The organism is Citrobacter sp. 506 (assembly GCF_050434985.1).
Taxonomy (GTDB): domain Bacteria; phylum Pseudomonadota; class Gammaproteobacteria; order Enterobacterales; family Enterobacteriaceae; genus Citrobacter; species Citrobacter braakii.
Map to the genome: position 1 here is coordinate 64,801 of NZ_JBNDJN010000002.1, position 23,498 is coordinate 88,298.

Consider the following 23,498-nt stretch of genomic DNA (forward strand, 5'->3'; position numbering starts at 1 on the left):
GATTCGGGACAATACAATGAAAAAAGTTCTGATTGCCGCGCTAATCGCAGGTTTTAGCCTTTCCGCTACCGCAGCCCAAACCATTCGTTTCGCCACCGAAGCGTCTTATCCTCCGTTTGAATCTATTGATGCGAATAACAAAATCGTAGGGTTTGACGTTGATCTGGCGAATGCGCTGTGTAAAGAGATTGACGCGACCTGTACCTTCACCAATCAGGCCTTCGACAGCCTGATCCCGAGCCTGAAATTCCGTCGTTTTGACGCGGTGATGGCCGGTATGGACATCACGCCAGAGCGTGAAAAACAGGTTCTGTTCACCACCCCGTATTACGACAACTCTGCCCTGTTTGTTGGCCAACAGGGTAAATACACCAGCATTGACCAGCTGAAAGGCAAAAAAGTCGGTGTACAAAACGGTACTACGCACCAGAAATTCATCATGGATAAACATCCGGAAGTGACCACCGTACCGTATGACAGCTACCAGAATGCCAAACTCGATCTGCAAAATGGTCGTATTGACGGCGTATTTGGTGATACCGCAGTGGTGACCGAATGGCTGAAAGACAATCCAAAGCTGGCCGCAGTTGGCGACAAAGTGACGGATAAAGATTACTTCGGTACGGGTCTGGGCATCGCTGTGCGCCAGGGCAATACCGAGCTGCAGCAGAAATTTAACGCTGCGCTGGAAAAAGTGAAGAAAGATGGGACTTACGAGACCATCTACAACAAATGGTTCCAGAAGTAATACTTGATGAATGAATTTTTTCCTTTAGCAAGCGCCGCCGGGATGACCGTCGGCCTTGCCGTTTGTGCGCTGATTATTGGCCTCGCGCTCGCCATGTTTTTTGCCGTCTGGGAGTCAGTAAAATGGCGTCCGGTAGCATGGACGGGCTCAGCTCTGGTCACCATCCTGCGTGGTCTGCCGGAAATTCTGGTGGTTCTGTTCATCTATTTCGGCTCTTCACAGCTGCTGCTGACGCTGGCCGATGGCTTTACGATCAATCTCGGGTTTGTACAAATCCCGGTTCAGATGCAGATCGAAAACTTCGACGTCAGCCCGTTCCTGTGCGGTGTAATTGCGCTGTCATTGCTGTATGCGGCTTACGCGTCGCAAACGCTGCGTGGCGCGCTGAAGGCCGTACCACTCGGACAATGGGAATCAGGTCAGGCGTTGGGTTTGTCTAAAGCCGCGATCTTCTTCCGCCTGGTGATGCCGCAGATGTGGCGCCACGCTCTGCCGGGACTGGGTAACCAGTGGCTGGTATTGCTGAAAGATACCGCGCTGGTCAGCCTTATCAGCGTGAACGATCTGATGCTGCAAACCAAGAGCATTGCCACCCGTACCCAGGAGCCGTTTACCTGGTACATTGTGGCGGCGGCTATTTACCTGGTGATTACGCTGGTGAGTCAGTACATTCTTAAACGCATTGACCTGCGCGCGACACGATTTGAGCGGAGACCAGGCTAATGCTTGAGTATTTACCTGAATTGTTAAAAGGGCTGCATACCAGCCTGACGCTGACGGTCGCCTCCATCGTGGTTGCTCTGGTGCTGGCGCTGGTTTTCACCGTCATCCTGACGCTAAAAACGCCGATTGTGGTCTGGTTGGTGCGCGCCTATATCACGTTGTTTACCGGTACTCCGCTGCTGGTGCAAATCTTCCTCATCTACTACGGGCCAGGGCAGTTCCCGACGCTACAGGAGTATCCGGTACTGTGGCACCTGCTCTCTGAACCGTGGCTGTGCGCCTTAATTGCGCTATCGTTAAACAGTGCGGCTTATACCACTCAACTGTTCTACGGTGCTATCCGCGCAATCCCGGAAGGCCAGTGGCAGTCCTGTGGAGCGTTGGGGATGAGTAAGAAGGATACGCTGGCGATTCTGTTGCCGTACGCCTTTAAACGCGCCCTCTCCTCGTATTCCAACGAAGTGGTGCTGGTGTTTAAAAGTACCTCACTGGCATACACCATCACGCTGATGGAAGTCATGGGCTATAGTCAGCTGCTGTATGGTCGCACTTATGACGTCATGGTTTTCGGCGCGGCGGGTGTGATTTACCTGATCGTCAACGGTTTGCTGACGCTGATGATGCGCTTGATCGAACGTAAAGCGCTGGCGTTTGAACACCGGAATTAAATCGGTTTTTATGTCTGATGGCGCTACGCTTATCAGGCTACGATTCATCTTCCGTTGTACACTCTCCGGTGAATATGCATAAAGCCAAAATAAAAAAGACGGACAACAACCTAAATTGTCCGTCTTTTTTTATATCAGAGAAAATATTTAATCATTTTTATTGCATATAAATTCATTAAATGGCATTGTTAATTCACGCCGCAGACACGGTAAATAATCATAAGATTGACAGACGGGAGTTCCACCATGAAAAAGTTAGTACTGGCCACATTACTTGCTACTTTCGCCGCAGGCGCCTCAGCTGCTGATAAAATTAGTTTCGGTGTATCAGCGACTTATCCGCCATTTGAGTCACTGGATGCAAGCAATAAAATTGTCGGTTTTGACATCGACCTGGCAACGGCACTGTGTAAACAAATGCAGGCTGACTGTACTTTCACCAATCATGCTTTTGATAGCTTGATTCCCGCGCTGAAATTCAAAAAATATGATGCGGTGATTTCCGGAATGGACATCACGCCTGAGCGTAGCAAGCAGGTGGCATTTACTCAGCCTTACTATGCAAACTCCGCGCTGGTGATTGCGAAAAAAGACACCTATAAAACCTTTGCCGACCTGAAAGGGAAACGCATTGGCATGGAAAACGGTACCACGCACCAGAAATACCTGCAGGATAAACACCCTGAAGTGAAAACCGTGGCCTACGACAGCTATCAGAATGCGATTATCGACCTGAAAAATGGTCGTATTGATGGCGTATTTGGCGATACCGCCGTGGTTAACGAGTGGCTGAAAACCAACCCGCAGTTAGGTGTAGCCACTGACAAAGTGACCGACCCACAATACTTCGGTACTGGTCTTGGCATTGCGGTTCGCCCGGATAACAAAGCCCTGCTGGAAAAACTGAATAGCGCGCTGGCCGCAATCAAAGCTGACGGCACGTACCAAAAAATCAGCGATCAGTGGTTCCCACAGTAACGTCCACCCAATCTGAAAAGCCGCATTCTGCGTAATGCGGTTCAGTTAACGCCTCTGTATCAGAAAGCATCACCTGTGTTGGCAGAAGTTATGAATATGCTATCTCACGGTAAGGGTTCCGTTCACCTCATGTGCATCGTTTCTCTGAAACACCGGTTCCTGTGAACGTGTAAAGGGCGTTCTCCGCCACGCCCTTTACAATCCCGGCTCCCTGCGTTTTTTATCTGAACAGCAAAACAGAGTTAACTGGAAGTCAGTGCGTTGCAGCGATGACCCCGGTCCGGCTGAAAATCGATGAGGCGTTGACGGCTGACCGGGTCTGCCCGCAGGGATGCGGGCAGAGGGGACGGCCTGCAGGGACGCAGGCCCGGTCCCGACCCGACAGGCAGACGGCATAAGACGAATGAATCGCGCAGCGACGATTTTCCCGCCGGGAGCCTGGGTTGCAAGGGAGGCGGCGGTGAGCCTCACTTGCTCGTTCATGGGTGTCTGAGCCTCAGAGAATTGCTACCGCCGAGGTGAACGAAACCCTGAGCAAGAATCACATGTTCTCCATACATGCTTAACAGAACAGTATTGCGCATTCTGCGGTTTTTTTTATCTCTTCGCCTTCGCTTTCAGTCAGTTCTTACGCCATAAACCCATTCCTGGCGTACACTTGTTAAAACGAAAAAAAGTGAGGCAAACGGATGATAGCGTTCCCTGCCAGTTTACTGATCCTCAATGGAAAAAGTGCTGATAATCTCCCCCTGCGTGATGTCATTGCAGAGCTACGCGATGAAGGCGTGGAAATCCATGTTCGCGTTACCTGGGAAAAAGGCGACGCCCAACGCTACGTTGATGAAGCTCGCCAGTTAGGCGTTGCAACGGTGATTGCCGGCGGCGGCGACGGCACAATTAACGAAGTCTCGACGGCGCTGATCCAGTCACAGGGCGGCAATATCCCGGCGCTCGGTATTTTACCGTTGGGAACGGCGAATGATTTTGCAACCAGCGTAGGCATACCCGACGCCCTTGATAAGGCGTTAAAACTGGCTATCGCCGGAAATGCGACTGATATCGATATGGTTCAGGTCAATGATAAAACTTGTTTTATCAATATGGCGACCGGCGGCTTCGGCACACGCATCACCAGCGAGACGCCAGAAAAACTCAAGGCCGCATTAGGTGGCGTATCGTACTTTATTCACGGATTAATGCGCATGGATACGCTCAAACCCGACATCTGCGACATTCGTGGGGAAGATTTTCACTGGCAGGGTAAGGCGCTGATCATTGGTATCGGTAATGGTCGTCAGGCCGGTGGTGGGCAACAGCTTTGCCCGACGGCGCTGATCAACGATGGTCTGCTGCAACTGCGTATTTTTACCGGCGAAGAGCTGCTGCCAGGGCTGCTTTCGGCGTTAACGCAATCCGAAGACAACCCTAACATCATCGAAGGCGCATCATCGTGGTTTGATATCCGCGCCCCGCACGAAATTACGTTTAATCTCGATGGCGAACCGCTTAGCGGACAAGAATTTCATATTGAAATCCTGCCCGCAGCGCTACGTTGCAGACTGCCGCCGGGTTGTCCACTACTGCGTTAACACGACGACACCCCAACTGGGATCAGGCAATGGTGACTTTGCTGTCCAGATAAACATCCTGCACGGCGTTAATCAGCTTAACGCCGTCAGCCATGGTTTTCTTGAATGCTTTTCGTCCAAGAATCAGCCCCATGCCGCCAGCACGTTTGTTAATCACTGCCGTACGTACCGCATCGCTCAGATCGGTTTCGCCGCCAGCCGCACCGCCAGAGTTAATTAATCCGGCGCGCCCCATATAGCAGTTCGCCAGCTGATAACGCACCAGATCAATTGGGTTGTCGCTGGTCAGCTTGCTGTATACGCGATCGTCGGTATAGCCAAAGTTGACTGCTTTATACCCGCCGTTATTTTCCGCCATTTTCTGCTTAACGATATCCGCCCCGATAGTGGCTGCCAGATGGTTAGCCTGCCCGGTGAGATCGGCGGAAACATGGTAATCCACGCCATCTTTTTTAAACGCGGAGTTACGCAGATACGCCCACAGCACGGTGACCATGCCCAGTTCATGAGCACGCTCGAACGCCGCAGAAATCTCTTCAATCTGGCGACGGGACTCCTCTGAACCGAAATAGATGGTTGCCCCTACCGCAACCGCGCCCATATTGAATGCCTGTTCTACGCTGGCATACAGCGTCTGGTCAAACGTATTGGGGTAGCTCAGCGTTTCGTTGTGGTTAATTTTTACAAGAAACGGAATGCGGTGCGCGTAGCGACGGGAGACGGAAGCCAGCACGCCATAGGTCGATGCCACGCAGTTACACCCTGCTTCGATAGCCAGTTCCACAATATTCTTCGGATCAAAGTACAGCGGGTTAGCCGCAAACGATGCCCCCGCGGAGTGTTCCACGCCCTGATCCACCGGTAGAATCGACAGATAACCTGTCCCGGCCAGTCGGCCCGTGTTATACAGCGTTTGCATATTACGCAGCACCGCTGGCGGACGGTTGTTATCCACCATCACGCGATCGACGTAATCATGTCCAGGCAGGTAAAGTTGGTCAGAAGGAATGGTCATACAACGATGCTGTAAAAGGTTGTCGGCATCTTTGCCAAGCAACTGCGCAATATCAGTCATAGCTATGCTCCCGTAAGTTCCGATTTGAAACCGGAATGTGGATTGTCCTGACCCGCTTTGTTGCGGGCAGCAATAAGCCTGGTACCGACTGCGTTTTTTTTCCATCTTTAGCGCACTTTTCAGCAACTTCTGCTGGCTCGATTCAGGAAGAAATAATGTTAAGGCGGTCAAATTTAGACCTTAAAGGTATTTTAAAGGTATTATCGAATGGTACTATCAGTGCGTACCTTACCTGTCATGAAGGATTTAAAGATGAAAACTACAGTTAAGCTGTCGTTCATGATGTTTGTAGAGTGGTTTATCTGGGGCGCCTGGTTTGTACCGCTGTGGCTGTGGCTGAGTAAAAGTGGCTTTAGCGCCGGGGAGATCGGCTGGTCCTACGCCTGTACCGCAATTGCCGCGATCCTGTCGCCCATCCTGGTCGGTTCTGTCACTGACCGTTTTTTCTCCGCGCAAAAAGTGCTGGCGGTGCTGATGTTCGTCGGCGCTATATTGATGTACTTCGCCGCCCAGCAAACCACCTTCAGCGGATTTTTCCCGCTGTTACTGGCCTATTCGTTGACCTATATGCCGACGATTGCGCTGACCAACAGTATCGCTTTTGCCAACGTCAGTGACGTTGAGCGTGATTTCCCGCGCATCCGTGTGATGGGGACCATTGGCTGGATCGCCTCTGGTTTGGCCTGCGGTTTCTTACCGCAAATGCTTGGCTATAGTGACATCTCCCCTACCAATATTCCTCTGCTTATCACTGCCGGAAGCTCCGCTCTGTTAGGCGTCTTTGCGTTCTTTTTACCGGATACGCCGCCGAAAAGTACCGGCAAAATGGATTTCAAGGTCATGCTGGGTCTGGATGCGCTGATCCTGCTGCGGGATAAGAACTTCCTCGTCTTTTTCTTTTGCTCTTTTCTGTTCGCGATGCCGCTGGCGTTCTATTACATCTTTGCCAACGGTTATCTGACAGAAGTCGGGATGAAAAACGCCACCGGCTGGATGACGCTGGGCCAGTTCTCTGAAATCTTCTTTATGCTGGCGCTACCGTTTTTCACCAAACGCTTTGGCATTAAAAAGGTATTGCTGCTTGGTCTTATTACTGCAGCTATCCGCTACGGATTTTTCGTTTACGGCGGCGCGGAAGAATATTTCACTTACGCTCTGCTGTTTCTCGGCATTCTGCTGCACGGCGTCAGTTACGACTTCTACTACGTCACAGCCTACATTTATGTCGATAAAAAAGCGCCCGTACATATGCGCACCGCGGCGCAAGGGCTTATCACCCTCTGCTGTCAGGGATTCGGTAGCCTGCTCGGTTATCGTCTGGGCGGCGTGATGATGGAAAAAATGTTTGCTTATCAGGAACCGGTGAATGGTCTTACCTTTAACTGGGCTGGCATGTGGGGATTTGGCGCGGTCATGATCGCCGTCATTGCCGTAATGTTTATGATTTTCTTTCGCGAGTCAGATAAAGAAATCACCGCCATTAAGGTGGACGATCGCGATGTAGCGTTGAAACAAGGGGAAGTAAAATGAAAGCAGAACGTATTCTCGGTGCTCTTTATGGGCAGGCGTTAGGGGATGCGATGGGTATGCCGTCGGAACTGTGGCCAAGAACCCGGGTTAAAGCCCATTTCGGTTGGATCGACCGTTTTTTACCCGGCCCTGCGGAGAATAATGCCGCCTGCTATTTTAACCAGGCGGAGTTCACTGATGACACCTCCATGGCGCTGTGTCTGGCTGATGCCCTGCTTGAGTGCGACGGAGAGATTGTACCCTACGTTATTGGCCGCAATATTCTGGCCTGGGCCGAACGTTTTGATGCTTTTAATAAAAACGTGCTCGGCCCGACCTCAAAAATTGCGCTAAAAGCCATTCGCGACGGCAAACCTGTCGCCGAACTGGAAAATAACGGCGTTACCAACGGAGCGGCAATGCGCGTTTCACCGCTGGGATGCCTGCTCCCCGCGCGCGATCTCGATGCCTTTATCGATGATGTGGCATTAGCCTCCAGCCCGACACATAAATCGGATTTGGCTATCGCTGGCGCAGTGGTGGTCGCGTGGGCGGTATCACGCGCTATCGACGGCGGAAAATGGTCAGAGATTGTCGACGCGCTGCCAGCCATTGCCCGGCATGCGCAGCAAAAAAGGATCACTACCTTTAGCGCATCGCTCTCTGCACGCCTTGAACTGGCGCTGAAAATTGTCCGTAACGCTGACGGCATTGAGTCTGCCTGCGAGCAGTTGTATCAGGTTGTAGGGGCCGGAACCAGTACCATTGAATCCGTGCCATGCGCCATCGCTATGGTTGAGCTGGCGCAGACCGATCCTAACCGCTGCGCCATTCTGTGCGCGAACCTCGGGGGCGATACCGACACCATCGGGGCGATGGCAACTGCCATTTGTGGCGCGCTCCACGGCGTAAGTGCGATTAATCCGGCATTGAAACATGAGCTCGATGCGGTAAATCAGCTGGACTTTATCCGCTACGCCAGTGGATTGATGCGACTGCGCGAGCAGCGGGAGGCACTATGAGCACCACGCGTCTGCAACAACTTCTCCCGCAGTTACGCACACAGCGACCCGTTACGGTGGTGGGTGCGGCGGTGATTGATGTCATTGCCGATGCGTATGCCCTTCCCTGGCGCGGATGTGACATTGAACTCAAACAGCAAGGGGTGAACGTTGGCGGCTGTGCGCTCAATATTGCCGTAGCACTCAAGCGGTTAGGTATCGACGCCAGTAATGCTTTACCGCTGGGTCAGGGGGTGTGGGCCGATATTATCCGCAACCGGATGGCAAAAGAGGGACTGCACAGCCTGATCGATAACGCCGCAGGCGATAACGGCTGGTGTCTGGCTCTGGTCGAGCCGGATGGCGAACGTACCTTTATGTCATTTAGTGGCGTCGAAAATCAGTGGAACGCTGACTGGCTGGCACAACTGGAGATCCCACGTCACAGCCTGGTTTATCTCTCGGGCTATCAGTTAGCCTCTCCGTGTGGTGAGTTGCTGGTGCATTGGCTGGAAGGGCTGGAGGAAGTGACGCCGTTTATCGATTTTGGCCCACGCATCGGCGACATTCCCGAGCCCTTACTGGCAAGAATTATGGCCTGCCGTCCACTGGTATCGCTCAATCGGCAGGAGGCGGAAATTGCCGCCGAGCGGTTTGCATTAAGCCAGGATGTAGAAGGTTTTGGCGCACAATGGGTGCAACGTTTTGCCACACCGGTGGTGGTACGCCACGATAAAGACGGTGCGTGGTATTTCAGCACGCAAACTTCCGGTTGCATACCGGCATTTGCGACAGCGGTCGTTGATACCATTGGCGCTGGTGACAGCCACGCTGGCGGCATGCTGGCGGGACTGGCGTCTGGCTGGTCGCTGGCTGACGCGGTACTGCTTGGAAACGCCGTGGCGTCCTGGGTGGTAGGGCATCGCGGCGGCGATTGCGCCCCTACGCGCGAGGCGTTACTCCTCGCACACAAACACGTATAGATCGCTTCGACAATAGCTGATGCTGTATTCAATGGGCCGTTGCTGCTGGTCAAGCGCTACCTGCTTGATCACCAGCACCGGCACTTTGCTGTCCATTTGAATGTGCGCCTGGAACTCTGCGTCAGGCATTCGGGCACTGACACGTGAGCGAGTGCGCTGCGGGAAAATATGCTGGCTGCGAAAATAGTCATACAGTGAAACGCCGATGGCATCCACGTCATGGATTAGATGGGCAGGAACCCATGACTCTTCAATAGAAACCGCATCTTCATCTACGTAGCGAATGCGCTTGAGCAGGAAGACGTCACTCCCCGTGGCAACAGCCAGCTGCTGCGCTACCTCTTCCGGGCAAGGCACAATCCGCTTGTTAACCCACAGCGTATCTGGTTTTTTACCGCGCAACACCACCTGCTGTGAAAAACCACGCGCTTCTTTTAGCGAATACTCGAAGATATTGTTGATTTGCGTCCCGTAACCGCGGGCGCGCGTCACGACGCCTTCTTCTTCCAAAGCCTGCATCGCCTTACGAACCGTAATTCGCGAAACGCCAGTCAATTGGCTGAGATCGCGCTCGCCGGGCAGGATATTTCCATGTTCCAGAATCCCGCTGCGCACAGCGTTTTTCACCGTTTGCGCAAATTTCATATACAGCGGCGTGTTATCTGCCGCGGAAATGCGTTCATTCAGTTGCGCGATAAGCTGGGTATGCGCTTGTTCCATTTATCTTTTTCCTGCAGCCGTTTCTGCAGCCAGTATACTCATTACCACCACGCGTGGAAATGATGCACCGGACCAATTCCCTCACCGACTTCCAGGGTGTCGGCCTGCGCCAATGCCGCTGAAAGCCACAACTTAGCTTCCTGCACTGTCTGTGCCCAGTTGTCATGGCGCGGACGCAGCGCCGCCAGCGCCGCCGATAGCGTACAGCCAGTACCGTGGGTATTTTTGGTCATCACCCTTGGCGCGGTAAAACGCTGTTCGCCATCACGGGTAAAGAGCCAGTCGGGGCTTTGCGCATTCTCCAGATGACCGCCTTTCATCAACACCGCCTCGCAGCCCAGCGCCCGCAGCGCCCTTCCCTGTTCTAACATCTCCTGCTCAGTCTGCGCATGGGGAGCCCCGAGCAGCGCCGCTGCTTCGGGTAAATTTGGGGTGATAATCGAAACCTGCGGCAGCAAATGGGTACGCAGCGTTTCAACCGCCGAAGGAGACAGCAACGGATCGCCGCTTTTCGCCAGCATCACGGTATCCAGCACGACATTTTGCACCCGATGGCGACGCAAGCGTTCGGCGACCGCTTCAACAATATCCGTTTCCGCCAGCATACCGATTTTAGTGGTGTCGATACGCACATCACTGAACACCGAATCCAGTTGTGCGGCGACAAAGTCAGGTTCAATGCGATACACCGACTGCACCCCGCGCGTATTTTGCGCCACCAACGCCGTGATAACCGAGCAGCCGTAAGCGCCAAGCGCCGAGAACGTTTTTAAATCGGCCTGAATACCTGCGCCACCGCTAGGATCGGTTCCGGCAATGGTTAATGCGTTAATCCGTTTCATAGTTGCTCCCGCGCGTTCAGGTTATAGAGGGCGTCGATAAATGCCGGGACAAAACTGCCCGGTCCGGTTGATTGTTGAGTGGCTATTTGTCCGGCCTGTTTCATCCAGCTACAGGCAGAGGCGACGTTATCAAGCCGGTCACCGTGCAGGGCGCAGCTGGCTGCAACGACCGCCGACAGCGCGCATCCGGTGCCCACCACGCGCGTCATCAACGGATCACCGCCGTTCACGCAGACGGTACGCTGACCATCGGTGACATAGTCAATTTCGCCGGTAACCACGACAATGGTCCCAACCTGACGAGCCAGTGCCTGCGCTGCAGGAAGCGCAGCGGCTGCCGTATCGGTCGTATCCACGCCGCGTCCCCCACCGTTCATACCCGCCAGAGCCAGTATTTCCGAAGCGTTGCCGCGGATAGCCGCAGGCTGTAGCGCCAACAAATCCAGACAGAAGCGACGACGAAACTCCAGCGCCCCCACGGCAACGGGATCGAGCGTCCACGGGGTTTTAGCAAGTTGTGCCCGCTCAACTGCGGCGCGCATCGCCGTAGCCCGTTCCCGGGTTAAGGTGCCGACGTTAATCAGTAATGCACTGGCAATAGCCGCGAACTGACTGGCTTCCTCGGGCTCGATTACCATTGCAGGTGATGCGCCCAGCGCCAGCAGCGTATTGGCCGTAAAGCTTTGCACGACCTCGTTGGTCATGCAGTGTGTGAGAGGGGAAAGCGTTCTAAATTGGTGTAAGGTGTGAGCCGCGAGTGTGCGGCTGTGCAGGTCAGGCTGCATGGTTCAGCTCCTGCCCGCGCGAAGAAGGGACACGAGCAGTGTCAGACTTCCCTACGCTGGCATTATCCAGATCAGGTGGTACGGGTATTTCTCAGCCTTCACCAGGAAGGGCACCCCGAGTCGTTGAAACACAAGTTTCGGTAACAGAATACTGCCTACGCTTGATGATGTAAATTAGCGCAGCACCATGGCCCTCCACGAAATTACGGGGTAAGGTTGCAGCTATTCTGTACATTCATTTACACTTTTTACGAAATGACTGGCGCGATCACAAAAAAGTTCTTGTCAGATGCCCTATAAGCCAGGAATGATACACGACTGATGTTGATGACCCGAACAGGTAAAGAGGATGGGTATGAAGAATAAAATGTTGCTGGGTGCACTCCTGCTTGCAAGCAGCGTCGTCTGGGCCGCGCCGGCCGCAACAGCTGCTCCCACCGGAATTGATAAGTATGAGTTGAGCGGTTTCATCGCCGACTTTACCCATTTTAAACCTGGTGACACGGTCCCACCGCTGTACCGTACTGACGAATATGCGATTAAGCAATGGAACCAACGCAACCTGCCAGCCCCTACCGCCGGTACCCACTGGACCTACATGGGTGGTGCGTACGTCCTAATCAACGATGCTGACGGTAAGATCATTAAAGCCTACGACGGCGAGATTTTTTATCATCGTTAATAGAAAAAACACGTACTTTCAGCAAGAAAGTACGTGAAATACCCGCAAGTCAATTAGTCATAAGATACTGCAAATATCACTTAATGTTGTCAGAAGTACTCGATAAATTCACGAGATTAACTGCCTCGCTAAAACTAATTAGCATTATAGATTAATATGAGCAATTTAATCAGTTTAAATGATATATTGAAGATATTTATTCAGGAAAAGACATAAATTATACAGTCTGAATAAATAATAACGTTAAATTTTGACCCAACATATTCACCACATCAATTAATTATTGATGCAGTGAATATTTTTAACGCTATTAATTACACCGCGCGGAAAGCAATTTCACCCGGAATCACTTCCCCTTGCCAGTAGAGCTGGGCAGCGACACGTCCTGCCAGGTCGCGGTAAATGGCGGTAAATTCGCTGTCAGGACGGCTGATGACCGTCGGCGTACCACGATCCAGGTCTTCACGCAGAGAAATATGCAGCGGCATCTGTCCCAGCAGTTGGGTGTGATACTGCTCAGCCAGTTTCTGCGCGCCACCGGTGCCGAAGATTGGCTCGTGATGACCACAGTTGCTGCAAATATGCATACTCATATTCTCAACAATACCCAGCACTGGCACTTCGACTTTTTCGAACATCACGATGCCTTTTTTCGCATCGATCAGCGCGATGTCCTGCGGAGTGGTCACCACAACCGCACCCGTGACCGGAATGTTTTGCGCCAGCGTCAACTGGATATCACCCGTACCCGGCGGCATATCCAGTACCAGGTAATCAAGATCCGGCCATAAGGTTTCTTGCAGCATCTGCAGCAGGGCTTTGCTGGCCATCGGGCCACGCCACACCATCGCATTATCGTCAGTAACCAGATAACCAATAGAGTTTGTCGCCAGGCCGTGAGACATGATCGGCGCCATATGGGTACCGTCTGGAGAGGTTGGACGCTGGTTTTCCGCACCGAGCATCGTCGGGATTGACGGGCCATAAATATCGGCGTCCAGTATCCCTACCTTCGCCCCTTCCGCAGCCAGCGCCAGCGCCAGGTTCACGGCAGTAGAGGATTTACCCACGCCACCTTTACCCGAACTGACGGCGATGATGTTTTTTACACCATTAATGCCCGGCTGGTTTTTCACGCGTTTCAGGGTCGCAATGTTATGCGACAGTTTCCAGTCGATCGCTTTCGCACCAGTAATACGCAGCAGATCGGCGCTACATTGCTCTTTTAAGTCCTCAAACGCGCTCTGCCAGACAAACGGCATGACCAGCTCAACGTGCAACGTGTCATCCATCCAGGCGACGTGATGCAACGCTTTAAGCGTCGTCAGATTATGCTTCAGGGTTGAATGCTGAAAATTCGCCAGCGTCCCGGCAACCATCGCGCGCAGGGTCTCTGGTGATTTGGCCTGGGATTGTGCGTTCATCCCGACTCCTTTTTGTTGTTCTGAAAATACAATAGTCACCAGGTAGTTTACTCCAACCGCAACAATTATTCATTTACGGATAAATGCCCTTATCGCTTGGCGCAGTAATTACCATTTTGGTACTATCAAGGCCCTTTTCACTACAAAAGAAGTAATTGCCCACTATGACTCAAGTCGCGAAGAAAATTCTGGTAACGTGCGCGCTGCCGTACGCCAACGGCTCTATCCACCTCGGCCATATGCTGGAGCACATCCAGGCTGATGTCTGGGTCCGTTACCAGCGAATGCGCGGCCACCAGGTTAACTTCATCTGCGCGGACGACGCACACGGTACGCCAATCATGCTGAAAGCACAGCAGCTTGGGATCACGCCAGAGCAGATGATCGGTGAAATGAGTCAGGAGCATCAGACTGATTTTGCGGGTTTTGACATCAGCTATGACAACTACCACTCTACGCACAGCGAAGAGAACCGTGAGCTGTCTGAGCTGATTTACACGCGCCTGAAGGAGAACGGTTTTATTAAGAACCGTACTATCTCCCAGCTTTACGATCCGGAAAAAGGCATGTTCCTGCCGGACCGTTTCGTTAAAGGCACCTGCCCGAAATGTAAATCTCCGGATCAGTACGGCGATAACTGTGAAGTCTGCGGCGCAACCTACAGCCCGACCGAACTTATCGAGCCGAAATCCGTCGTTTCTGGCGCGACGCCGGTAATGCGCGACTCCGAACACTTCTTCTTTGACCTGCCGTCATTCAGCGAGATGCTGCAGGCCTGGACACGCAGCGGCGCGTTGCAGGAGCAGGTCGCCAACAAAATGCAGGAATGGTTCGAATCCGGCCTGCAGCAGTGGGATATTTCCCGCGATGCCCCATACTTCGGTTTTGAAATCCCGGATGCGCCAGGCAAGTACTTCTACGTCTGGCTGGACGCACCAATTGGCTATATGGGTTCGTTCAAAAACCTGTGCGATAAGCGCGGCGACACGACCAGTTTTGATGAGTATTGGAAGAAAGATTCCGACGCCGAGCTGTATCACTTCATCGGTAAAGACATCGTCTACTTCCATAGCCTGTTCTGGCCAGCGATGCTGGAAGGCAGCAACTTCCGTAAGCCGACCAACCTGTTTGTACACGGTTATGTGACGGTAAACGGTGCGAAGATGTCCAAATCTCGCGGTACCTTCATTAAGGCCAGCACCTGGCTGAAGCACTTTGACGCCGACAGCCTGCGTTACTACTACACGGCGAAGCTTTCTTCGCGCATTGATGACATCGACCTGAACCTGGAAGACTTTGTCCAGCGTGTAAACGCCGATATCGTCAACAAAGTAGTCAACCTGGCATCACGTAACGCAGGCTTTATCAGCAAGCGTTTTGACGGCGTACTGGCGGCTGAACTGGCCGACCCGGCGTTGTATAAAACCTTCACTGACGCTGCTGCGGTGATTGGCGAAGCATGGGAAAGTCGTGAATTTGGTAAAGCTATCCGTGAAATCATGGCGCTGGCCGATGTGGCAAACCGCTACGTTGACGAACAGGCTCCGTGGGTCGTTGCTAAACAGGAAGGCCGCGATGCCGACCTGCAGGCGATCTGCTCCATGGGTATCAACCTGTTCCGCGTCCTGATGACTTACCTGAAACCGGTTCTGCCAACGCTTGCTGAACGTGTAGAAGCTTTCCTGAACAGCGAGCTGAGCTGGGATGCTATTAAGCAACCGCTGCTCGGTCACAAGGTCAACACCTTTAAGGCGCTCTACAATCGCATCGACATGAAACAGGTTGAAGCGCTGGTGGAAGCGTCGCAAGAAGAAGTGAAGGCCGCTGCCGCACCAGTAACCGGCCCGCTGGCGGATGACCCGATTCAGGAAACCATTACCTTTGACGATTTCGCCAAAGTTGACCTGCGTGTGGCATTGATTGAAAACGCCGAGTTTGTGGAAGGTTCTGACAAACTGCTGCGTCTGACGCTGGATCTCGGTGGCGAGAAGCGTAACGTCTTCTCTGGTATTCGTTCTGCCTATCCGGATCCGCAGACCCTGATTGGACGTCAGACCATTATGGTTGCTAACCTGGCACCTCGTAAGATGCGCTTCGGCATTTCTGAAGGGATGGTCATGGCGGCAGGTCCTGGCGGGAAAGATATCTTCCTGTTAAGCCCGGACGAAGGCGCAAAACCTGGCCAACAGGTGAAATAAATCAGACATCTCGAGCGCTGCAACTGCAGCGCTTTTTTTTTGCTGAGGGATTTACCTTTAATCTTAAACACACTCCCCCACTCCATTTTCGGACTGCTTAGCCATCGCTATTAGATTTATTCTATACTGCTCTGCTATTAAGGCCGCCCGGCCCCATCATATTCATTAGAATTATTATTTAGCATTCGATATTCATAAAATGGAGTTTTACATGACAGCGTTACAAAAATTAGTTTCTCTCGCCGTGGCATCGGTTGTGGTTTTTTCCCTGGCGGGTTGTGGTGAAAAAGAAGAGACGAAAACATTCAATGCCAATCTTAACGGTTCGGATATCACCGTCTCTTACACCTATAAAGGTGACAAAGTTCTGAAACAAAGCTCCGAAAGTAAAATCAGCTATGCGTCTGTCGGCGCCAGCAATAAAGAGGAAGCCGCAAAAGTATTCGACGCGTTAAGCGCTAAATATCAAAATATTGCAGGCGTAGAAGAAAAGCTCACCTATACAGATACCTACGCGCAGGAAAATGTCACTATCGATATGGAAAAAGTCGATATAAAAGCGTTACAGGCAATTTCCGGGATGAAGCTTTCTGAGAAAGCCGATAAAAATATCAGCATGAAGCAAATGCAAACGGTAATGGAATCGGCAGGTTTTAAAGAGGTGAAATAACATCCTGGCGACCCGAAATTCATCGCGGTCGCCAGCGTCGTTTTACGCTTTCGTTTTGTGCACTCGCGACGTCAAACCCCGCAGGAAATAACGCAGAAACTGATCGCCGCATTCGCGATAGTTCTTATGGTCCGGCGCGCGCATCATGGCGGTAATTTCCGGCATCGACACACGAAACTTCTGCTCGGTCATAATGGCCAGAATATCATCGGTTTTCAGCGAAAAGGCGATACGCAGCTTTTTCAGCACCGTATTGTTGTTAACACGACGCTCAAGCGCCAGTTCCGGCGCAGAATCGTCTTTACCACGCAGATGATAAATCAGACCGTTTAAAAATCCGGAGAGAATGATATCCGGGCAGCGAATAAACCCGGCTTCATCTTCTTTTGTCATCCAGGTATCAAAACCTGCGGAGGTGGATTCCATGTCAGCAAGCGCAAGAATACGCACCATGTCGTTATTGTTCGCTTTCAGGGTGTAGCGCAGGCTACGAAGAATATCGTTACTTAGCATAGAGCCTTCAACTGTCGGTGATGCAATGGCGCGCAGTGTATCAGTTTTACAGTCCAATCGCCTCTTTTAGACTTTTAAGATAACGGCGACTTACCGGAACTGTCAGCCCGTTGCGTAAAATCAGTTCGGCCTGACCGTTTTCTTCCAGACGGATCTCCCGCAATTGCGCCATATTCACCAGATACTGCCGATGGCAGCGCAGCAAAGGTGTACGGCTTTCCAGCGTTCTGAGCGTCAGTTCGGTGAAACCTTCTTTACCATCGCTGCTGGTCACATACACGCCGCTCATGCGGCTGCTGATAAACGCCACGTCATCCATTTGCAGCAGATAGATTCGGCTGTGGCCGCTGCACGGAATAAACTTCAGCGCCTGCTGATTCTCCGGCAGTAGCGATACATCCTGCTTCGTGCGCTCCTGACGCAAACGGCTCAGCGTTTTTTCCAGTCGCGCCTCTTCAATCGGTTTGAGAAGATAATCAAACGCGTGTTCTTCAAAAGCTTTCACCGCATATTCATCAAAGGCAGTAAGGAAAACAATATACGGACGATGCTCAGGATCAAGCATGCCAACCATTTCCAGACCGCTGATACGCGGCATCTGAATATCAAGGAACAGGACATCCGGACGCAGTTTATGTACCGCACCGATGGCTTCCACCGCATTCGAACATTCGCCGACGATCTCGATGTCGCTTTGCGCCTGCAACAGGATCCGCAGATTCTCCCGCGCTAACGGTTCGTCATCGACAATCAGCACTTTGATCATGCCAGTTCCTCCAGAGGAAGTCGTAAAGTGATTCGGGTAAAGCGGTCAGGTTCACACGCTACGCTGATGCCAAAATCGTCGCCAAACCGCTCGCGCAGTCGTTTATCAACCAGATTCATACCCAATCCGCTGGCCTCAGACGTTGGCTGATACAACCCGGCGTTATCTTCAATATCCAGCATCAGATACTGCCCTTCGCGGCGGGCGGTAATCGACACTTCGCCGGTATCCAGTAGCTGAGAGGTACCGTGCTTAATGGCATTCTCCACAATAGGTTGTAGGGTAAAGGCAGGTAATTGCTGATACGAAAGCGCATCAGGCACCGTTAAAGTCACCTGCAGGCGCGACTGAAATCGCGCCTTTTCAATTTGCAGATAGGCATTAACGTGCTCAATTTCATCAGCCAGCGTCACAATCTCCGACGGACGTTTTAAGTTTTTGCGAAAGAACGTCGACAGATACTGCACCAGTTGGCTGGCCTGCTCGCTATCGCGTCGGATCACGGCTTTGATGGTGTTGAGCGCATTAAACAAAAAATGGGGGTTCACCTGTGCATGCAGGAGTTTGATTTCCGACTGCGTGAGCATCGCTTTTTGCCGCTCATACTGCCCGGCCAGAATCTGCGCCGAAAGCAGTTGAGCGATCCCTTCCCCCAGCGTGCGGTTGATCGAGCTAAAGAGGCGGTTTTTGGCTTCATACAGTTTGATGGTCCCCATCACCCGCTGGTTTTCCCCCCGCAAAGGGATCACCAGCGTCGAGCCTAATTTGCATTGCGGGTGCAAAGAGCAGCGGTAAGGGACTTCATTCCCATCGGCATACACCACCTCTCCGGTTTCTATCGCCCGTTGGGTGTACGACGACGAAATAGGTTTTCCGGGTAGATGGTGATCGTCACCAATGCCGGTAAATGCCAGTAGCTTCTCGCGGTCGGTAATTGCCACAGCACCGATATCCAGCTCTTCATACAGCACCTGAGCGACCTTCATGCTGTTAACCTCGTTAAACCCCTGGCGCAAAATCCCCTCCGTTGAGGCGGCAACTTTGAGCGCAGTGGCGGAAAAAGCAGAGGTATATTTTTCAAACATCGCCCGTTTATCGAGCAAAATACGCATAAATAAAGCTGCGCCCACGGTATTCGTCACCATCATCGGCGCGGCGATATTACTGACCAGCCGAAACGCATCGTCAAACGGCCGGGCGATTAACAAGATGATCAGCATCTGCACCAGTTCGGCGACAAAAGTAATGGCTCCCGCGGTCAGTGGGCTAAAGACTTTATCGGTACGGCCACGACGGGTGAGCACGCTGTGCACCAGCCCGCCGAGCAAACCTTCCACAATGGTCGAAATCATGCAACTGAGCGCCGTCATTCCGCCCATTGAATAACGATGTAAGCCACCGGTTAGGCCGACCAAACCGCCGACCACTGGGCCGCCAAGCAGCCCGCCCATCACCGCGCCGATAGCGCGGGTATTAGCAATAGAATCATCAATGTGCAGCCCGAAATAGGTGCCCAAAATGCAGAAAATGGAAAAGGTAACGTAGCAAAGCAGCTTGTGCGGGAGCCGAATCGTGACCTGCATCAGCGGGATAAACAAACGCGTTTTGCTCATGAGCCACGCGATAACGAGAAACACACACATCTGCTGAAGCAGCAGCAACACCAGATTAAACTCGTACATACCTGCCAACCACACATCACTTAAAAGCGCGTAACATACATGGGCTGCGCGTAACTTTCTTTGAAGTGTTGCAAAAAAAAAGGAATTTGTGAGAACGATCACTCGAAAGCGCGAGCATGACTACAAATTCACCCATTTGTTGATCAAAAAACAGACAAAACTACCTGGTTCGCAAAAGAGCGTCTAAAGTAAAACTGGGACCTCGCGAGCATAAGTGAGACGACGATGGCGCTTTACACAATAGGTGAAGTGGCTTTGCTTTGTGATATCAACCCTGTCACTTTACGCGCGTGGCAGAGGCGTTACGGATTACTGAAACCGCAGCGAACAGACGGCGGGCATCGCCTGTTTAACGACGCGGATATCGACCGGATCCGTGAGATAAAACGCTGGATAAATAACGGCGTTCAGGTCAGTAAGGTAAAAATGTTGCTCAGCAATGAGAACATTGATGTGCATAACGGCTGGCGCGAACAGCAAGAGACGCTGTTGAGCTATTTGCAAAGTAATAATCTGCATAGCCTCAGGATGTGGATCAAAGAGCGCGGTCAGGATTATCCCGCACAAACGCTCAACACCCATTTGTTCATTCCGTTACGCCGCCGCCTGCAATGTCAGCAGCCGATCCTGCAGGCGTTACTGGGGATCCTCGACGGTGTCCTCATCAACTACATCGCGATTTGTCTGGCCTCGGCGCGCAAGAAACAGGGTAAAGATGCCCTGGTTGTCGGCTGGAACATTCATGATACCACTCGCTTATGGCTGGAGGGTTGGGTAGCCAGCCAGCAGGGATGGCGCGTTGACGTCCTCGCCCACTCGCTAAACCAATTGCGACCGGAACTGTTTGAAGGCCGAACCTTACTGGTCTGGTGCGGCGAAAGCCAAACGCCCGCTCAGCAGCAACAACTAAACGAATGGCGCGCGTTAGGTCACGATATTTATCCACTCGGTATTTAAAGCCAACCAGGATCGGCTCTTAATATTCTGTTAACAAACGTGTACAATCCTTAGATTCACATAAGGAGTGCATAATGAGCGCAGCTAAAATCGGTGTCATTACCCTCTTCCTGCTGATGGCCATCGGCGGTATCGGCGGCGTCATGCTGGCAGGCTACACATTCATTTTACGTGCCGGGTAAGGTGGCTCGCTAATCGCTCAAACCCGCGGTCAACGATCACCGCAGCCAGCGCGACCAGCAGCGCCCCCTGAATCACATAGGCGGTATTGAACCCGCTCAGGCCGATGATAATCGGCGTGCCCAACGTGTTCGCCCCGACGGTTGAGGCGATCGTAGCGGTGCCAATATTAATAATCACCGACGTGCGAATTCCCGCCAGAATAACCGGTGCCGCCAGCGGCAACTCCACTTTCCGCAGCCGCTGGCCCTGACTCATGCCCATTCCGCTGGCGATATCCATCACGCTGGGAGAAATTCCGCCGAGTCCCGCCAGAGTTGCCTGCAAGATTGGTAACACGCCATACAAAATCAGCGCGATAATCGCGGGTTCAAGCCCAAACCCCATCACCGGTACGGCGATCGCCAGCACGGCGACCGGAGGAAATGTCTGCCCCACGGCGGCAATCGTTTCCACCATCGGCCTGAATTCCGCGCCCCAGGGCCGGGTTACCGCTATTCCCGCTCCGGTGCCAATGATGACGGCAATAAGGCTTGAAATCCCCACCAACGCAAAATGGCTCAACGCCAACGCCGTAAAACTTTCCTGCTGATATACGGGACGCGGCAGCGTCGGAAATAGCGAACTAAACAGGGCCTGACTGTGAGGCAACCCCATCAACAGGATCAGAAACAGCGCAACAAGCCATAGCAATGGATCAGCAAGACGTTTCACGGGTCGGCGTCTCCGAAAGCAAATCGCGAAAATGAAGCGTCCCGCAGGGCAACCCCTGCGGCGTCACGACCGGCAAGACGTCGCAGCCACGCGCCACGAACACCGACAATGCATCACGTAGCGTCATCTCATCCACCAGCGGCTCGCCGTCTGAGTGTTCACCGCGACGGATAAAATCCCCTACCGTACGCAGCGACAACAGCCTTACGCCCAGTTCACTGCGGCCAAAAAAAGTTTGCACGAAATCATTCGCTGGCGCAGTAAGCATCGACAGCGGCGTACCTTGCTTCACAACTTTTCCCGCATCCATCAAAATCAGATGCTCCGCCAGTCTCAGCGCCTCGTCGATATCATGCGTCACCAGCACAATGGTACGACCCAATAAACGATGGATACGCGTCATCTCCTGCTGCAGCGCGCCGCGGGTGACCGGGTCCAGCGCGCCAAAAGGCTCATCCATCAGTAGCACCTGTGGATCTGCGGCCAACGCACGCGCAACTCCAACCCGCTGCTGTTGTCCGCCGGAAAGCTGATGCGGATAACGGTGACGTAAACTCGCCTCGAGGCCCAGCAGCGCCATTAGTTCATCTGTTCGGTCATCAATACGTGAACGTGACCACTTTTGCAGCTGCGGTACGGTGGCAATATTCTGCGCGACGGTCCAGTGGGGAAACAAACCAATAGACTGAATCGCGTACCCCATGCGCCGTCGTAACTCCAGCACCGGCAGGCTGCGGATCTCCTCCCCGGCGAAACGGATCTGCCCGCTGTCATGTTCAACCAGCCGGTTGATCATCTTTAGCGTGGTAGACTTGCCCGAACCTGACGTGCCAATTAATACCGAAAAGCTGCCCTCTCCTAACTGCAGGTTAAGGTCGTCGACAGCTTTTTGTTGGCCATAGGTTTTACTGACATGGCGAAATTCAATCATTATTCGATACCTTTAGCAGCGCGATCCCTAAATCAAACAGCGCATCAATCAACACAGCCAGCACAACGACCGGGATCACGCCCAACAGCACTAAATCAACGGCGCTACTGAGCAATCCCTGAAAGACCAGCGCGCCAAATCCCCCTGCACCAATCAGCGCGGCTATCACCGCCATCCCCACCGTCTGGACCATCACCACTCGCAAACTGCGCAAGAAGACCGGCAGCGCCAGTGGAAACTGCACCGAGATAAACCGCTGACGCGCGCTCATCCCCATCGCCCGGGCGCTTTCAAGTACATCGCGTGGAACCTGATTCAATCCAGCCACTACGCCGCGAACCAGCGGTAAAAGCGCATACAGCACCAACGCAATAAGCGCAGGCGTCAGACCGGTTCCCGCTACGCCAAGCGAACCCAGCAAGGGAAAGTGCTTCACCAGTCCGGCAAGCGGCGCAATTAACAGGCCAAACAGCGCGACGGAGGGAATAGTCTGGATGATGTTCAGTACCGCGAATACTGGCCCCTGACGGGAGACAGAAAAAGTACACCAGACGCCCAGCGGCACGCCAATGAGCAGCGCGGGCACCACGGTAGCGAACAGAATCGTCAGATGCTGCGCCAGCGCGTCGTTAAAGACATCCTGGCGATTGGCATATTCTTTAAGCAGAGAAAGATCGTTAAACGTACCGGAGAGCAGTAACACCAGCGGCAAAATGAATATTTGTGCGTGCAATAACCAACGCCACGACGCCCGTTCGGTGATGCGACGAATGGCGTCACTGGCTGCCAGCAGCATCAGTCCCAGCCCTAACCAGAACCCGCTGCCCAGGCTGGTTCTGGCCAGCGGGCTACCCGTCTGAGCCAGATACGTTGCCGTTGTGCCGGCGATGACCAGTGCCGCAATCACCAACAGTTGGCTAATGATAAGCGTCAATATATTGCCGGATTTTCCCGGTACAAAGCACAGAAGAAACAGCAGCACACAGGCCGCCGCTAATCCCCACGCCATGTCGGGTTGGATATCCCAGAGTTGACGCCCTTCACCGGAAACCAGGCGATTGGGAGCATAGCTAATGAAAGGAAGCGCTGCCGCCGCGATGGTAAGAAACACCAGCAGCAACAGCACCCGATTTACTGAAATATTCGACAAAACACCCACC

The 23,498-nt window shown here is 52.8% G+C and carries 25 protein-coding genes and 1 riboswitch; of the genes, 13 read left to right on the plus strand and 12 right to left on the minus strand.

What is annotated here, in order from left to right; genetic code table 11:
• Positions 1–16: 16 nt before the first annotated feature.
• From artI to artJ, 4 genes are all read left to right on the plus strand, one after another.
• Positions 17–748: an arginine ABC transporter substrate-binding protein ArtI gene (artI, locus tag ABIE10_RS10375; protein WP_003027298.1), complete on the plus strand. Its 732-nt coding sequence runs from the start codon at positions 17–19 to the stop codon at positions 746–748.
• Between the two features lie 6 nt (positions 749–754).
• Complete coding sequence (artQ, locus tag ABIE10_RS10380) at positions 755–1,471, plus strand: arginine ABC transporter permease ArtQ (RefSeq protein ID WP_016153668.1); 717 nt, start codon at positions 755–757, stop codon at positions 1,469–1,471.
• The gene (gene artM, locus ABIE10_RS10385) at positions 1,471–2,139 is read left to right on the plus strand and encodes an arginine ABC transporter permease ArtM (protein WP_016153669.1); all 669 of its coding nucleotides are present in this window, start codon (positions 1,471–1,473) and stop codon (positions 2,137–2,139) included. Before artQ ends, artM begins: the two co-directional genes overlap by 1 nt.
• Positions 2,140–2,385: 246 nt before the next feature.
• Positions 2,386–3,117: an arginine ABC transporter substrate-binding protein ArtJ gene (artJ, locus tag ABIE10_RS10390; protein WP_103766529.1), complete on the plus strand. Its 732-nt coding sequence runs from the start codon at positions 2,386–2,388 to the stop codon at positions 3,115–3,117.
• A gap of 195 nt (positions 3,118–3,312) precedes the next feature.
• Here the strand turns inward: artJ and ABIE10_RS10395 are convergent, their stop codons facing one another.
• Positions 3,313–3,600, minus strand: coding sequence for a hypothetical protein (locus ABIE10_RS10395; RefSeq protein ID WP_279263989.1), 288 nt, complete (start codon positions 3,598–3,600; stop codon positions 3,313–3,315).
• 206 nt (positions 3,601–3,806) lie between these two features.
• Here ABIE10_RS10395 and yegS point away from each other — a divergent pair, with 206 nt between their 5' ends.
• Positions 3,807–4,706, plus strand: coding sequence for a lipid kinase YegS (gene yegS, locus ABIE10_RS10400; RefSeq protein WP_429155568.1), 900 nt, complete (start codon positions 3,807–3,809; stop codon positions 4,704–4,706).
• Between the two features lie 22 nt (positions 4,707–4,728).
• Here the strand turns inward: yegS and fbaB are convergent, their stop codons facing one another.
• The gene (fbaB, locus tag ABIE10_RS10405; protein ID WP_016153672.1) at positions 4,729–5,781 is read right to left on the minus strand and encodes a class I fructose-bisphosphate aldolase; all 1,053 of its coding nucleotides are present in this window, start codon (positions 5,779–5,781) and stop codon (positions 4,729–4,731) included.
• Between the two features lie 252 nt (positions 5,782–6,033).
• On the opposite strand from fbaB, the gene ABIE10_RS10410 reads away from it, so the two are divergent.
• Genes ABIE10_RS10410 through ABIE10_RS10420 form a run of 3 tightly spaced genes read left to right on the plus strand, consistent with a single transcriptional unit; the run spans position 6,034 to position 9,274 of the window.
• Positions 6,034–7,311 (plus strand): nucleoside permease, encoded by a 1,278-nt coding sequence (locus ABIE10_RS10410; RefSeq protein WP_016153674.1) that lies wholly within the window; start codon positions 6,034–6,036, stop codon positions 7,309–7,311.
• Complete coding sequence (locus ABIE10_RS10415) at positions 7,308–8,312, plus strand: ADP-ribosylglycohydrolase family protein (protein WP_429155572.1); 1,005 nt, start codon at positions 7,308–7,310, stop codon at positions 8,310–8,312. Before ABIE10_RS10410 ends, ABIE10_RS10415 begins: the two co-directional genes overlap by 4 nt.
• Positions 8,309–9,274: a PfkB family carbohydrate kinase gene (locus ABIE10_RS10420; protein ID WP_200080100.1), complete on the plus strand. Its 966-nt coding sequence runs from the start codon at positions 8,309–8,311 to the stop codon at positions 9,272–9,274. Before ABIE10_RS10415 ends, ABIE10_RS10420 begins: the two co-directional genes overlap by 4 nt.
• Here the strand turns inward: ABIE10_RS10420 and ABIE10_RS10425 are convergent.
• The 3 genes from ABIE10_RS10425 to thiM are packed head-to-tail and all read right to left on the minus strand — an operon-like array spanning position 9,248 to position 11,621.
• The gene (locus ABIE10_RS10425; protein WP_016153677.1) at positions 9,248–9,994 is read right to left on the minus strand and encodes a GntR family transcriptional regulator; all 747 of its coding nucleotides are present in this window, start codon (positions 9,992–9,994) and stop codon (positions 9,248–9,250) included. The two genes, ABIE10_RS10420 and ABIE10_RS10425, sit on opposite strands and share 27 nt — an antisense overlap.
• 41 nt (positions 9,995–10,035) lie before the next feature.
• Positions 10,036–10,836, minus strand: a complete 801-nt coding sequence (gene thiD, locus ABIE10_RS10430) for a bifunctional hydroxymethylpyrimidine kinase/phosphomethylpyrimidine kinase (RefSeq protein WP_049281969.1) — start codon at positions 10,834–10,836, stop codon at positions 10,036–10,038.
• Positions 10,833–11,621: a hydroxyethylthiazole kinase gene (gene thiM, locus ABIE10_RS10435; RefSeq protein ID WP_049281970.1), complete on the minus strand. Its 789-nt coding sequence runs from the start codon at positions 11,619–11,621 to the stop codon at positions 10,833–10,835. The genes thiD and thiM overlap by 4 nt, the downstream gene beginning before the upstream one ends.
• Positions 11,622–11,652: 31 nt before the next feature.
• Positions 11,653–11,749: riboswitch (TPP riboswitch) on the minus strand.
• A gap of 221 nt (positions 11,750–11,970) precedes the next feature.
• Between thiM and ABIE10_RS10440 the strand changes: the two genes are divergently transcribed.
• Entirely contained in the window at positions 11,971–12,303 is a 333-nt protein-coding gene (locus ABIE10_RS10440) for an RcnB family protein (RefSeq protein WP_019077205.1), read from the plus strand.
• A 314-nt stretch (positions 12,304–12,617) separates the two neighbouring features.
• Here ABIE10_RS10440 and apbC read toward each other — a convergent pair whose 3' ends face one another.
• Entirely contained in the window at positions 12,618–13,727 is a 1,110-nt protein-coding gene (gene apbC, locus ABIE10_RS10445) for an iron-sulfur cluster carrier protein ApbC (protein WP_016153686.1), read from the minus strand.
• 164 nt (positions 13,728–13,891) lie between these two features.
• Between apbC and metG the strand changes: the two genes are divergently transcribed.
• Complete coding sequence (gene metG, locus ABIE10_RS10450; RefSeq protein ID WP_429155579.1) at positions 13,892–15,925, plus strand: methionine--tRNA ligase; 2,034 nt, start codon at positions 13,892–13,894, stop codon at positions 15,923–15,925.
• 211 nt (positions 15,926–16,136) lie between these two features.
• Positions 16,137–16,595 carry a YehR family lipoprotein gene (locus ABIE10_RS10455; RefSeq protein ID WP_200051541.1) on the plus strand — a complete coding sequence of 153 codons (459 nt, stop codon included), beginning with the start codon at positions 16,137–16,139 and terminating at the stop codon, positions 16,593–16,595.
• 42 nt (positions 16,596–16,637) lie between these two features.
• Here ABIE10_RS10455 and ABIE10_RS10460 read toward each other — a convergent pair whose 3' ends face one another.
• The 3 genes from ABIE10_RS10460 to ABIE10_RS10470 are packed head-to-tail and all read right to left on the minus strand — an operon-like array spanning position 16,638 to position 19,556.
• Positions 16,638–17,108 carry a DUF1456 family protein gene (locus ABIE10_RS10460; RefSeq protein ID WP_016153689.1) on the minus strand — a complete coding sequence of 157 codons (471 nt, stop codon included), beginning with the start codon at positions 17,106–17,108 and terminating at the stop codon, positions 16,638–16,640.
• Positions 17,109–17,154: 46 nt separating this feature from the next.
• Positions 17,155–17,874, minus strand: a complete 720-nt coding sequence (btsR, locus tag ABIE10_RS10465; protein ID WP_016153690.1) for a two-component system response regulator BtsR — start codon at positions 17,872–17,874, stop codon at positions 17,155–17,157.
• On the minus strand, positions 17,871–19,556 hold the full coding sequence (locus ABIE10_RS10470) for a sensor histidine kinase (protein ID WP_016153691.1): 1,686 nt from the start codon (positions 19,554–19,556) through the stop codon (positions 17,871–17,873). The genes btsR and ABIE10_RS10470 overlap by 4 nt, the downstream gene beginning before the upstream one ends.
• A gap of 225 nt (positions 19,557–19,781) precedes the next feature.
• Here ABIE10_RS10470 and mlrA point away from each other — a divergent pair, with 225 nt between their 5' ends.
• The gene (gene mlrA, locus ABIE10_RS10475; RefSeq protein ID WP_016153692.1) at positions 19,782–20,513 is read left to right on the plus strand and encodes an HTH-type transcriptional regulator MlrA; all 732 of its coding nucleotides are present in this window, start codon (positions 19,782–19,784) and stop codon (positions 20,511–20,513) included.
• 74 nt (positions 20,514–20,587) lie between these two features.
• Positions 20,588–20,695 carry a protein YohO gene (locus tag ABIE10_RS10480; RefSeq protein ID WP_003027354.1) on the plus strand — a complete coding sequence of 36 codons (108 nt, stop codon included), beginning with the start codon at positions 20,588–20,590 and terminating at the stop codon, positions 20,693–20,695.
• On the opposite strand, the gene ABIE10_RS10485 is transcribed toward ABIE10_RS10480, so the two are convergent.
• Genes ABIE10_RS10485 through ABIE10_RS10495 form a run of 3 tightly spaced genes read right to left on the minus strand, consistent with a single transcriptional unit; the run spans position 20,676 to position 23,497 of the window.
• Entirely contained in the window at positions 20,676–21,407 is a 732-nt protein-coding gene (locus ABIE10_RS10485) for an ABC transporter permease (RefSeq protein ID WP_049281973.1), read from the minus strand. The genes ABIE10_RS10480 and ABIE10_RS10485 overlap by 20 nt on opposite strands.
• Positions 21,391–22,338: an ABC transporter ATP-binding protein gene (locus ABIE10_RS10490; RefSeq protein WP_016153694.1), complete on the minus strand. Its 948-nt coding sequence runs from the start codon at positions 22,336–22,338 to the stop codon at positions 21,391–21,393. Before ABIE10_RS10490 ends, ABIE10_RS10485 begins: the two co-directional genes overlap by 17 nt.
• On the minus strand, positions 22,331–23,497 hold the full coding sequence (locus ABIE10_RS10495; protein ID WP_065554172.1) for an ABC transporter permease: 1,167 nt from the start codon (positions 23,495–23,497) through the stop codon (positions 22,331–22,333). Before ABIE10_RS10495 ends, ABIE10_RS10490 begins: the two co-directional genes overlap by 8 nt.
• Position 23,498 lies beyond the last annotated feature (1 nt).